Raw genomic sequence first — 12781 nt, 5'->3', positions numbered from 1 at the left:
GCTTATTTCTCCTTTGTGTCCATAATTTCTTGTAATCGTTGCACGATTTTGTTCATTTCTTCTTGATTGACAGAACGAATGTCAAACTCAATGATGCCATTGTTTGCTTGATATTCTCGCGTATAAATGGCTGGACTTTCTGCTTTTAACGCTTGGATGACTTCCTTGGCGGTTTTTCTGCCGTCCACTTTGACACTGGCGCGATAAATGTCTCGTCCGGCGCCATCTTGGACGATTTTGGCGGTTAAATCTGATAAGTTGTTGATGGCTTCAACAAACGGTTTTAAGCGCTCTTGCATCGAAGCCCCTGATTCACTGCCATGTGCCAAGTATTCTTCCACTGCTTGCGTAAAGCCTAGGATATTGTCTTTGCCAATTTTCATTGCTCGACCAATGCCTTTGCCTTGTAGGCGCACCCAGTCAATGTATTCTTTTTTCCCGACCACTAAACCAGCACTTGGCCCTTCAATGGCTTTGGCGCCGCTGTAAATCACCAAATCAGCACCTGCTTCGGTGTATTTGAAAAGATCTTCTTCTGCTGCCGCGTCAACAATTAGCGGCACCTTGTGGCGTTGCGCCACTTTAGCCGCTTCGGCCACCGTCAGCATACTTTTTTGCACGGTATGATGGCTTTTGATGTATAGAATGGCCGCTGTTTTTTCAGAAATCATCATTTCCACGTGTTCTGGACTACACATGTTGGCGTAGCCAGCTTCCACCACTTGGCCGCCGCCTTGCGCTACCATAACTTCTACAGGCGTGCCGTAGTCCACGTTGTGCCCTTTAGGTAAAACAATCTCTCGCTGTTCAATTTTTTCTGAATAGGGATGATACGCGTGGTACAAGCTGCCTTTTCCAATCAAGGCAGCCACCGATTGGGCAATCCCCGCCGAAGCCGAGGAAACGATTTGGGCATCTTCTACCTTCAACAAGTTAGCTAAAAAGGCCCCTGTTTGCACACTAAGTTCACTCATTTCAAAGAAATGTTCGCCGCCGAATCGTTGAGCCGCGAGGACTGCCTCCGAAACTTTGGAGACACCTAGAATGGTCATTTTGCCAGAAGCATTAATGACTTCTTTTAAGTGGAATTTTTCGTAACTAATTGTCATAGATTTGTCCTCCAATAATTGTTTTGATTGGGCGAATTTGCTCTTTGGCTACTCGTGTCAATCCATTAGAATCAGTCAATGTTTTTTCTTCTGCTTGAATCGTGAAAATCGTTAAATCAGCATCTTTACCTATTTCCAACGTGCCTTTTTGCGTTAAATGGAAATTCTCAGCAGGAGCCTTGGTTACCTTTTCAATAATTTCTGGCCAATCATAGCCGACCACACGGAGTTTTTCCATCGTTGTGGCTAAATCATAAACAGGACCATTTTCTCGGTTACGGATGTAGATATCTGTGCTAATTGATGCAGCTTTCATTCCCTCGCGCAACGCTGTTTCAGCTACGTGAAAATTGAAACTATCCGTACCATGCCCGATATCAAATACGACTCCTTTGTTGTACGCTTGCCAAGCGAAATCTTTTATTTTATCCGTTGCTTGGTCTAAGATGCCATTTTCTTTCCCATTAAAACAATGGGTTAGGACATCCCCTTTTTCCATCAAGGCTAAAATTTCATCTAAATGAGGCGGTGCTGATCCAATGTGAACCATTAAGGGAATTTCTTGGTTCTCTTGCTGAATCTGTTTGGCCAATTCTAAAGGCGTAATGCCGTTATCGCCAATAACGGTCCTACTCATACGGGCTTTAATCCCTACAACAAAATCTGGTAATTCTTGAATCGCTTTTTTGACTAAACTCGCTTGTACTTTACTTAAATCTGCGAGTTCGTCCTGAGCAACGATGCCCCATTTAGAAATATTGACTAATCCAAAAACATTTGTTTTTGCTTGCTGCGCTAAGTCATAAAATTCATGAATGTTTTCAGCACCTGTTGTCCCAGCATCAATCACTGTCGTAACACCCTTTTTGACCCCAATTTCATCTGGATAATCATAATAAAGAGCCATTTTTTCAAAACAATGAACGTGATCATCTATCCAGCCTGCGGATACATAAGTACCTGGTTCTAAGTGGATAGTTTCTTTTGCAGAACCTGAAATAGTTGCTGCAACAGCAGCTATTTTTTCCTCTTTAATTGCAATTTCAACAGGCATACCATCTACTGTCTGTCCATTTTTTATAAGTAAATCGTAGTCCATATTCTTCCCTACTTTTCTATAAATCTAAATTTTGTCCAAGGCTTAATGAATTCTAATAATACAAGTTCTTCTTCTATAATACGCCCTACTCGATTTTTGCGTGAGTCTTGATGTGGTTCTAAAACGACTTGTAATTCATTTTTGTATTTTCCAAATGCATCATTTCCCACAACAACATCTCCAGGTTGTAGCATTGCTTGATTATCATGTGGGGGATTAGCTTCATTTTTATATTTTTTACGCACTTCTGTGGAACGAATCATCTGCTGAGTGATATCTCCACGGCGAAAATGTTGATTTTTTGTTACGATTTCTTTTTCAATTTCAGAAGTCGCTTCTTCAAAAACAATGGTCAATTCTGTTTGATAACGATTCAACTGACCCAATGCTTTTAATTCTTCGTTGGAAGCATAAGCATTTCCAATAACAACATCATCAATTAAATTTGTTGCAAATAAATGTTTAGCTTGAACAGTGACTGGCAACTGTCTATGCATTTCTAAAGTAGGTAGCCCATCATTCACATCCCAAGGACCAATTTCACCTACCTGTGATGAAATAAAAGCAGCTGTCCGAATACCTTCCTTTTTAAAACGGATGCTACATTTTTCAAAGAAATCATACGGCAATGCAGTTCCCGCTTGTGGATAAAAGTTATGACAACCATATAAGAAAGGTCGATTCGCTTCATACGTCAAAATGTTATCAAGATAAGCGACATCATTACTCATATTCAACTCAATAGCCACGCCGAATGGATTAAACGTCAACATGGCTTCTTTATTTCCATCAAACCCTGTATCCAACCGAATCCCATCAGCTCCTAATTCGCTGAAAAAAGTCAAATCATCATATGAAATTTCCAATTCATCAAAGATACTTGGAACGACATCTAAAATTGTTTCAAATCCTAAATTTTTCGCATAACTAATTAATTCTTTAAATTTTTTCTGAACCGCTTCTTTGCCATCGGTCACTTCTAACATACTCATAAAAATTCGAGTAAACCCACATTCGCTGGCTTTTTTTAAATACGCTTTATCTTGATTGATATCACTATGATCTGGATAAACTGATACACCTAATGCTCTTTTCATCTTCGTTCTCACACTCCGCTATTTTCAAATTTATTTCGAAATTTCCAAGCAATCACCGAGCTACACAAGATTGTTGTAGAGCCAACGAGCAATACTGGTTGATTTAGAAATCCGCCAATTATCATGGAAAGAGTAATACAAACTGCCGTAAAAACCAACGTCTTTACCAAACCAAATTGATAAACAACAGTAGGCAACTGCCCTTTTTCTATAATAATTTGACTAACGATAAAAAAGAAAATGAACCAAATAATCATCTTATACGCTCCTGACTTTCTTCTCTGACTTAGAAGGGGCAGGATATTCATATCAGAACACCCGCCCTAACATTTTTTAATTTTTTGCTGCTTGTTCAGCTGCTAATTCTTCTGCTTCTTTATCCAATTGTTGTTTTTCATAAACTTTGAAAAATGGATAGTAGATAGCCATTGTAATTAAGAAGTTAACAATCACTAATACTGCAGCCGAGAAACTCCAATTGGTACTCATCCAAGCAGCAATTGGTGCTGGAATTGCAAACGCTAAGCGTGCAGCCATCATCGGAATTATATTAGCGACTGTTAAGAAATAAGATAACGTTGTGGTAATTAACGGTGCCACGATAAACGGAATACCTAAAATAGGATTCATTACGATCGGCGTTCCGAAAATAACTGGTTCATTAATATTAAACAAGCCTGGTAAGAACGATAAACGGCCAAGACTTTTCAGATACGTTGATTTAGAAAACATCATTAAAACAACTAAAGAAAGCGTAGTTCCAGCGCCACCAATCCAGATAAACCATTGTAAAAACTGTTCTGTAAAAATATTAGGTAACTGATGAACGTTTGCACCATTGGTAAAAGCTTCAAGATTTTCTGCAATCGACATATCCCAGAAAGGACGAATAACTGGGCCCATAATCGCTGGACCATGAATCCCTAAAACCCAGAAGAAACAGATTAAGAAGACTGTTAGTAAGCCGCCAAATAAACTGTTACCAGCAAGGATACCTTTAAGTGGCATTAATAACGTACTCAAGAAACCATTCAAATCAAAACCAATTACGTGGCGAATAACCCAGAATAATAAAAGAATAACTGCTCCTGGAATTAATGCAATAAATGAATTTGACACTTCAGGCGGTACGCCATCTGGCATCTTAATCATAATATCTTTTTCAATAAAGAAGCGATAAATTTCAACAGATAACAGCGCTGTTACAATCGCACCAAATAAAGAAGCTGAACCTAAATTTGCTAAATTAATATAGCGCCCTGCTGTAATGACGTTGTCAACATCTTCAAAGACACGTGTTGGTGGTGCCGCTGTTACTAAAAAGGCCATTAATGCTAAAATTCCACACGTCAAAGAGTCAAGCTTATAACTTTTGGCCAATGATGAAGCAATCCCAAATGTTGCATAAAGTGCAAGTAACCCCATCGTATAGCGGGAAGGAATATCTAAAATTGCTTGATAAGGTTCAATCAATTTTGTGTATGCCTCAATTGGAATATTTTGAAAAATTGTAAAGAATGAGCCCACAATTGTTAAAGGCATCGTTGCAATTAATCCTTTTCTAATCGCTGTCATATGGCGTTGCGAACCAAATTTATTCGCAATCGGCATTAACTTAACTTCCATCCACTGTACAAAACCATTCATTTGTTAATTCCTCCGTTCAACTAATAAAAATAATAATTATTTCGCATTTATAATAACATAGTAACATTATAATGTAAACGCTTATTCTTATTCGTGACAGAGAAAGTGCAAAACAAAAGGCTTTTTCTTATTATAAAGAAACCGGGAATATTGCACCAAAAATCATTGCGCCTAAAATTGCGCCCCCAGCAATTGGTTTTTTCCAAATGTAAAAACCTAAAGCTCCTAATGTGGCACCAATCCCAATAGGAATCGAAGCACCCGCCGCACTCAAAATAATTAACGGGCCTAAGAAACGTCCTGAGGCATTACCAGCACCCATCATCACATCCGCACCAAAAGTGGAATTTCCTTGATTGATAGTAAATTTCCGAATCAACACAATTACGCCGCCAACTGCTAACCCTAGTATCGCACCCGTTAAAAGGGCTAAGCCAAAGTTTTCTACAGGCGCTTTAATTCCCATGCTGAGGAAAATTGCAGGTACGCCAATTCCAATCCCCGTTAAAATTGAGCCACCTAAATCTAAAATCCCGACTAAAGAACCTTCTAAAATTCGTGCAAACAGGAAACTTGCACCAAATGCTGCGGCAGCGCCATAAGAACCACCATCTAAACCAGCTTTTAGCATCGCAACAATTGAAACTTCATTAAAGGCGCCCACACCATAAACTACATACATATGTGTTCCTGCAAAAATTGCCGCTGACATAATCCCGACTAAAATCGGAAAGCCCCAATCAGCATACCAAAAACTTTTGCCTTTTAAACCTTCTTGAATTTCTTGTTCTTGTTGTGCCCACTCATTTTTTTCTTGCTGTTCCATCTATGAGACCTCCTTTTTTCTATTTAACGGTGAAGACATTGTGTAAATTATTTAACCATTGAGGAATAGACAAGCGGAAACTTTCGATCATTTCTAAGTCGAACCCTCGGAAGAAGCCACTTAAAATAAATAATAAGATAATGGCACCAAGCATGCCGCGTGTCATTCGGGTCCACCCTAAATCATCGACACCTTTACCGATTAAGATCCCTAATACAACTCCTGGGACAGCATTGCCCATGACTAATTGAGATAATCCGCCAAATAACGTTCCCCAGAAACCCGTCCGTTTTCCTGCATCTAAAGCCGCTAGCCAGAATAAAACGGGCATCACAGTATTGATTAAAATCGTTGCTGCAGGTACCAACACCGCAACTGCTGTTACTTGTAGCGATTCTGGAATTGCTGCAGCTGTACTATTTAAGAAAGCCACAGTCGCCATTCCTACAAAGGCCCCGACAATCCCCATTTTTTTGGGATTATGCATCGTTTTAGTGACATCTTTATCCTTTACCAATAAAATTGCTGCAGCCCAGTTAGGCACAATCCGGTGGGTCACATCTTGTGTAAAGGCCCCTGCTCCCACGGCCGAAGCCCAAGCATTAAAGAAAAAACCTAAACCAAAAGAAAAGTGTGATGCTGGATCTCCTTGTGCCGCGTTCATTTCTCCTAATGTTCTAAATGCCCCTAACCCTTGCGTTTGTGGTGCATGAAACATCCGAGCAGCGCCTGCGCCAGCTGCAAAACCTAGTAAACCACCAATAAGCAATGACTTCAGCAAAATGATTACAAATTCCATTCCTTCTTCCTCCCTTTATACGCCTCTTTTTGAAAGAAACGGAACTACTACTGCGTTCGGTTCTTTAATTGTTTCCGTTAAAAAATCAACTTCTTCGACTGCAATGGCTTGGATTTCCACTTCTACAGCTAGTTCGACATGATAAATCACTCTCTTTCTAGGAAAGAAGAAGAACAGAAATTTTTCTGTATAAACTTGTTCTTTTGCCTGACGAATAGTTACTTCTTTCGGTTCAATCCGGATGAGGACCTCTGTTGTTTCTTTTAATACTTTTTTTGAAACATCATTCAATGCACTTGCAAAAGCTTCATTCTTCTTATTACCTTTTCCAGAAACAATCACGGTTTGTGTTGACCGTTTTGTGGCATCCATAATTACCGCTCCTTTCTAAGTTACTACTTTCTATGCTCCGTGTTTCTTAATAAATGCTTCAGTTACTCGTTTACCAAGTTCTTCCTGATCCATAAAACCAAATCCAAGAACAGTTTTCCCATCGTTAATTGCTGTTACCCCTTCTTCGATTGATCGCATGCCATGTCTTTCGGGATACCCGTATTTAGTAGCAGCCGTTAACGCCCCTGCACCACCACTGCCACAGAAAGAAATGCCTAAATCAGCCTTTTCTTGTTGCATCACATCTCCTAAACGCATATCAGCGCCCATTCCTGGAACAACAACCGCGCGACCACCGGCTTGCTCCACTCCTTTTGCAACATTTTGTCCTTTTCCTAAACGATCTGCGATAACTACTGTAATCATAACTTTTCCTCCTATTAATTGTTTTGTTTAGCAACTTCAAAATGAACAGCTAAAACATACCATTCATCTTCTGATAACTGACCAATTGCTTCTGTTGTTTCTTGTGCAATTTTCAACGTTTCTGGTGTTAGTTCCGTAAATAACGTCCGATCAACACCAGCTAATGTCGTTCCTTCTCTTGAACGATTCAGCATCTCATTGAGATGGTTAATCAAAATCGTCCACTGTAATTCCGTTGGTTCAATTTGTGCTTCTGCTAATCGCGCACTGGTTTGTTTGATAATCGATTGTAGCTTTTCTGGTTCAGCACTTTGTCGAATGATCTCCTGTGCTTCCATTGCTAGTTCCATCCTCTTCCTCCTTTGGTTGTTCTAAATAATTAAGTAATGCTGAAATTTCAGCATGATTGACAGGTAACTCATTTTTAGCAAATAAACATTCAATTTGCCGAATTTCTTCTTGCCGTTCATGAGATACTTCTCTATTACAAGGAATCTCTTCGTATTGTTTATTAAACGTAATTCGATGTGTCATTAATAAAACGTGAAGTAAAAAGGCTTCTTGATATTCGCTCAGTAACTTTGTTTGAAACATTCGTTTTAACTCTTCATAAATAATATACGCTTTTACTAATAAATCTTGGCTTTGTATCCGTTCATTTTTTTCAATTACATCAGATTTCGTGGAGCGAGCGGTACCTTTTCCTTGACGTTTCCCTAATAAAATTTTATCGACCTCTTCCCGAATCAAACTTAAGTCTGTGTCCGTCAACAATGGACTAACTTTAATAAATGGGTATGTCATTTCTTCAATTGGGAAAATACTCAATACCAAATCGGGCTTTTCTGCTTGAATCACTTCAGTTGCATTTAAAACAGAAGCAAACCCCGCGAGTTCAACGTTTGGTACTTCCTCTAAAATTTTTTGTTCAATTAAACTGGTCACACCTAAGCCCGTCGAGCAAACATACACAATCCTAACAACTTTAGCTTCCTGCTGTTGTCGTTCCTGAGCTGCCAAAAAATGCAACGCAATATATGCGCAGAAAGAATCGTTGACTAACAAAACAGAACGTTGAATTAATTGTTTACAGGCACTTTGAATAGCTAAAAATAACGCTGGGTGTTTTCCTTTGATTTCTTCAGAAAACGGATTGTATTCATTAATAAATAAATGTTTCTTTGTAAAACGTAAGGACAGGTGTGCAAACAAGTTCGTAAATAATTGGCGATCATTTACAAAAGGATAATTCAGCTCTTTTGAAACGCTTTCAATCACTTGCTTTGTTAATTGAACCATATCTTGCCGTTGATGGGTTCCGAATAAATCACTATAAATATAAAAATATTCATCCGCTAATAAAGGCAAGTCATACCGTTCAAACACCTCTTGTAAAAGTAAAAGTGGTACTTCGTTCCGTTGTTCAAAGCGTGTTTTTTGCGATAACACTCGGTAAGTCCCAATTGTATGCGCCATCTGCATACGTGCTGCGGCAATTGCCACTCTCAACGTAATAGATAATATTTCGGCATAATCAAATTGATTTTGATCGAGTGGATTAATTAAATTTCGCATTTTTTTCAATGCACTACGATAACAACCTTGAAACAATGTCCCTGACCCAAATTTAATTTTAGGGATTTTTTCAGCCCCTTTTGTCTTTGTCACATAGTTCATAATTTGGTAAATATCGTATTCTGTAAGTTCTTTTTGAGTGATAAATTCCATCAGTAAGCGTACATTGCTTTCTTCACCACTGATTGTAAACCCTTGCCGCGCTTGGCGAATTAAGGTTAAATCATATGCTTGCAGCAACCGTTCGACCTGTTCCAAATCACTGACAATTGTGTTTCGACTCACTAATAATTCATCTGCTAGCTGCTGTGCCGTTAAGTACCCTTTGACTGACAATAACTGAAAAATCAATACATTGACTCGTCTTTTTTGATCAGGATAGGTTTCAAATCGATCGACATCGATAATTTCATTTTTTAACAGTAAGCGTTTAGAGTCAGGTAAATCTAGCCAGATTCCCTTATTTCGTTTTGAATAAAGTGTCTCATCGTGCTGTTCAAACCAAGCACGAATATCTTCTAAATCATACTTAATTGTTCGAACGCTGACAGTAAAGTTCTCAGCTAATTCTTGCGTGGTAATACTCCCTTCCAAATCCAAAAGCATCAATAAAATATTTATCGCTCTTTTGGACAACAACACGGTCATGCCTTGTCACCTCTTTTCTTTTCCCTTTACACTTAAAACTATAGCGTTATTTTATCTGTTCCACAACACAAAAAAGTTGCACTTATAAAAGTGCAACACTTCTCTTTTCATACAAAAAAAATCCCTTAACAGTAGTAACTGTTAAGGGATACCACACTATTTATTTGCATAAATAGACAGAAACCTTCTCCACAAAAGTATTCTGTCCGACACGTTACAAATCCGGTAACTGATAGCCGTACTATCTGGTGTCGTTGTGTTTGACAATCACTAGCCGTCAAAACGGAATAGCCGAAGCTATCTGATTGAGTCAACTCGTCGCATAAGACACACTTTAACACAGAATAGTTTGGATAGCAAGTGATGGTAATTATTCGTTATCAAACCATTCTTGATAAAAACTTTCAACAATTTTAACGGTTGCTATCGTTAATTCCTTCGTCATTACGGGGCTAGTTAACTTTTTGTCTTGTAAACATTGATTCACATGATTGATTTCATAGGTAAATTCACTAGTGAATTGTTCAGACCATTTGACAGTGTTGCCTTGAGCATCTGTATAATAAGCACAATCTGTTTTCCAGAAATTAGGAATAACGATTTGCCCTTTTGTACCACAAATGGTCATTTCACTAGGTATCTTTAAACCAACATTAATAAAAATATTGCCCAGCGTCCCTTCAGCAAATTTCAAAGCTAAATTACATTGACTATCCGTCGCCCCTTGCTGATATGTTGCGGTTCCCGTAACCGCTTGAATCTCTTTCCCTAATACGTATTGTAAGTATTGTAATGGATAACTTCCTGAGCCATGAAGCGCTCCACCACCCGCTTCTCTCGAGTAAAACCAGGGAATATGGTCCACATTGGGATAGGCAGTAACTGACTGAACCCATAAAATCTCTCCCAATCTCCCTTCTTGAATTGTCGCCTTTACTTTTTGGGTAATTGGTAAAAAGACAGACTTCTGAGCTTCCATTAGAAAAACCCCTTGCTCCTGTGCGATTGCGAAGAGTTCTTCTGCTTCAGCAGCATTTAATGTAAATGGTTTTTCCAGTAGGACGGGTTTTCCTTGTGATAACGCAAGCTTAGCTGCTGAGTAATGTCCTTGATTGTAGGTGGGAATATAAATAATATCAATTGTTTCATCCTTACATAACTCTTCATAACTGCCATAAGCCACCGGAATCGCTAATTCTTTAGCCATTTTTTGAGCATTCTCTAAACGCCTTGATGCAATCCCGCGCACTTCAGCTTGCGCGCTTTCTCGAAGCCCTGCTACAAATCTTGGGACAATTTGGGCAGTACTCATAATTCCATAACGAATTTTATCCATGTGATCGCCTCCTCTTTCACTATACGAGAAAAACGAATATTTGGAAACCATTTCAACAAAAAAAAGAAACCGTTTCCCCAAAACGATTTCTTTATATGTAAATTAACGGATACCAACGCTAACTTTTAAAGCTTGATTGACCTGTTCCATCTCTTCACGAGAAAGTTGACAAACCTTGTGTAGCATTCGTTCTTTATCCAATGTTCGAATTTGTTCTAACAAAATAAGTGATGGCGTCCTGCACTCGTTATGGGGAATTTCGATGAGGACTTGCGTTGGTTGCAGCCGCTTGCTTACGTTACGGGTAATCGGTGCAACAATCAACGTTGGACTAAATAAGTTACCTTTGTTATTTTGAATAATCAGGACAGGTCGAATCCCACCTTGTTCAGAACCAACAACTGGTGAGAGATTCGCATAAAAAACCTCACCTCTTTTTATCATTCAGATTCCCTTCCCTCCTTTTCCTTTAAAAAATTATAGCATATTGTTTCTTGCAATATTTTCAACTTTTTAGCTATCCCTTAAAATATTTGATAAAACCACCCTTTAAAAGTCAAAAAAAGCTTAAACAGTCGACTCTGATATAGAGACGGCTATTTAAGCTAACTATTACATTTTTGTTAAAATACTATCCACTTTTGTATTAATTAAATCAATAGCGACGTGGTTTTCGCCACCTTCTGGCACAATGATATCTGCATAACGTTTCGTAGGTTCAATAAATTGGTGATACATGGGCTTGACGACTGTCAAATATTGTTCAATCACAGAATCCAACGTACGGCCACGTTCTTCCATATCACGCTTGATTCGACGAATAATACGGATGTCATCATCTGTATCCACATACACTTTAATATCCATTAAATCCCTTAAGCGGTGATCTTCTAAAATTAAAATCCCTTCAAGAATAATTACTTCTTTCGGTTCTTGGATCACCGTTTCTGTACTTCTTGTATGCGCAACGTAGTCATAAACTGGCTTTTCAATGGCTTGATAATTTAACAGTTGTTCAACATGTTGAATCAATAAATCTGTATCAAACGCAAAAGGATGATCATAATTGGTATTTAAACGTTCTTCAAAACTCAAATGGCTCTGATCTTTATAATAAGAATCCTGTTCTAACATCATAATTGAATGATCGGGAAAATTATTAAAAATCGCACGGCTAACACTGGTTTTTCCGCTTCCTGATCCGCCAGTAACACCAATGATAATTGGCTGACTATCTTTCATGTATAAACCTCTTTCTTTTCAAAAACTTCATTGTCTTTTACTATTATAATGAAAACTCTGAAGAATGCCAGACCTTTTCCAAGACTTTTCATGTGATTTTTATCTTCTTATGAAAAATCTGCCCACACTTCTTTCAATTACAGTATACTTATCAATAAAAGGAGAATCCTACCTATGATTAAAAAAGTCAAAAAAGAAGCACTTACAACGGCGCATTACGCTCTTCTTTATGAGGCAGATCCCTCAAAAAAAATGGTGGCAGATTACATTACCCGCGGGATTTGCTTTGACTATCAGACTGAAGAACTTCAAGGAATTTTAGTCCTGTTGCCGACTCACCCACGGACATTGGAAATCGTAAACATCGCTGTCTCAGAAGACAGCCGCGGGCGGGGCATCGGGCAAGAATTATTACATTTTGCCATTGATTTTGCCAAAAAAGAAAAGTATGATTACTTGGAGATTGGGACTGGGAGCACAGGCTTTCAACAGCTATATCTCTACCAAAAAGTCGGTTTTCGAATGACACATATTGAACCAGATTTTTTTATCCATCATTATGATGAGCCTATTATAGAAAACGGCTTGCCTTTAAAGGATATGGTTCGCTTACGGTTACATTTAAGTTAAAAAAACAACATTTC

General features: G+C 38.5%; 15 protein-coding genes. 1 reads left to right on the top strand and 14 read right to left on the bottom strand.

All coding sequences use genetic code 11. The features are described 5' to 3' along the window. Positions 1–2 precede the first annotated feature (2 nt). From IGL93_RS02980 to udk, 14 genes are all read right to left on the bottom strand, one after another. Positions 3–1109, bottom strand: coding sequence for a DgaE family pyridoxal phosphate-dependent ammonia lyase (locus IGL93_RS02980; protein ID WP_010773934.1), 1107 nt, complete (start codon positions 1107–1109; stop codon positions 3–5). Continuing rightward, positions 1099–2208: an amidohydrolase/deacetylase family metallohydrolase gene (locus tag IGL93_RS02975; RefSeq protein ID WP_002355715.1), complete on the bottom strand. Its 1110-nt coding sequence runs from the start codon at positions 2206–2208 to the stop codon at positions 1099–1101. The genes IGL93_RS02980 and IGL93_RS02975 overlap by 11 nt, the downstream gene beginning before the upstream one ends. 8 nt (positions 2209–2216) lie before the next feature. Further along, positions 2217–3305 (bottom strand): DUF871 domain-containing protein, encoded by a 1089-nt coding sequence (locus IGL93_RS02970; RefSeq protein ID WP_010717505.1) that lies wholly within the window; start codon positions 3303–3305, stop codon positions 2217–2219. An 8-nt stretch (positions 3306–3313) separates the two neighbouring features. Beyond that, the gene (locus tag IGL93_RS02965; RefSeq protein ID WP_002363233.1) at positions 3314–3613 is read right to left on the bottom strand and encodes a hypothetical protein; all 300 of its coding nucleotides are present in this window, start codon (positions 3611–3613) and stop codon (positions 3314–3316) included. Positions 3614–3638: 25 nt separating this feature from the next. Continuing rightward, complete coding sequence (locus IGL93_RS02960; protein ID WP_002358780.1) at positions 3639–4952, bottom strand: PTS sugar transporter subunit IIC; 1314 nt, start codon at positions 4950–4952, stop codon at positions 3639–3641. A 130-nt stretch (positions 4953–5082) separates the two neighbouring features. Beyond that, on the bottom strand, positions 5083–5778 hold the full coding sequence (locus IGL93_RS02955; protein WP_002355710.1) for a DUF4310 family protein: 696 nt from the start codon (positions 5776–5778) through the stop codon (positions 5083–5085). Positions 5779–5797: 19 nt separating this feature from the next. After that, complete coding sequence (locus IGL93_RS02950) at positions 5798–6577, bottom strand: DUF4311 domain-containing protein (protein WP_002355709.1); 780 nt, start codon at positions 6575–6577, stop codon at positions 5798–5800. A 15-nt stretch (positions 6578–6592) separates the two neighbouring features. Next, complete coding sequence (locus tag IGL93_RS02945; protein ID WP_002355708.1) at positions 6593–6949, bottom strand: DUF4312 family protein; 357 nt, start codon at positions 6947–6949, stop codon at positions 6593–6595. A gap of 30 nt (positions 6950–6979) precedes the next feature. Beyond that, entirely contained in the window at positions 6980–7336 is a 357-nt protein-coding gene (locus tag IGL93_RS02940; RefSeq protein ID WP_002355707.1) for a glycine-rich SFCGS family protein, read from the bottom strand. A 14-nt stretch (positions 7337–7350) separates the two neighbouring features. Further along, a complete protein-coding gene (locus tag IGL93_RS02935; protein WP_002386165.1) occupies positions 7351–7674 on the bottom strand; it encodes a PRD domain-containing protein in 324 nt (107 codons plus the stop codon). Further along, positions 7640–9559, bottom strand: coding sequence for a BglG family transcription antiterminator (locus IGL93_RS02930; protein ID WP_002388793.1), 1920 nt, complete (start codon positions 9557–9559; stop codon positions 7640–7642). Before IGL93_RS02930 ends, IGL93_RS02935 begins: the two co-directional genes overlap by 35 nt. Before the next feature lie 370 nt (positions 9560–9929). Beyond that, entirely contained in the window at positions 9930–10895 is a 966-nt protein-coding gene (locus IGL93_RS02925) for a Gfo/Idh/MocA family protein (RefSeq protein WP_010775650.1), read from the bottom strand. Between the two features lie 102 nt (positions 10896–10997). Further along, a complete protein-coding gene (locus IGL93_RS02920) occupies positions 10998–11339 on the bottom strand; it encodes a type II toxin-antitoxin system PemK/MazF family toxin (protein WP_002355703.1) in 342 nt (113 codons plus the stop codon). A gap of 168 nt (positions 11340–11507) precedes the next feature. Continuing rightward, the gene (udk, locus tag IGL93_RS02915; protein ID WP_010775649.1) at positions 11508–12137 is read right to left on the bottom strand and encodes a uridine kinase; all 630 of its coding nucleotides are present in this window, start codon (positions 12135–12137) and stop codon (positions 11508–11510) included. 174 nt (positions 12138–12311) lie between these two features. Here udk and IGL93_RS02910 point away from each other — a divergent pair, with 174 nt between their 5' ends. Continuing rightward, complete coding sequence (locus IGL93_RS02910; RefSeq protein ID WP_010775648.1) at positions 12312–12767, top strand: GNAT family N-acetyltransferase; 456 nt, start codon at positions 12312–12314, stop codon at positions 12765–12767. The last annotated feature ends 14 nt before the right edge of the window (positions 12768–12781 follow it).

Source organism: Enterococcus sp. DIV1328a (genome assembly GCF_050536905.1).
GTDB lineage: Bacteria > Bacillota > Bacilli > Lactobacillales > Enterococcaceae > Enterococcus > Enterococcus faecalis.
Note: the sequence above shows the minus strand (reverse complement) of the source record. Positions and strands in the feature narration are given on the sequence as shown.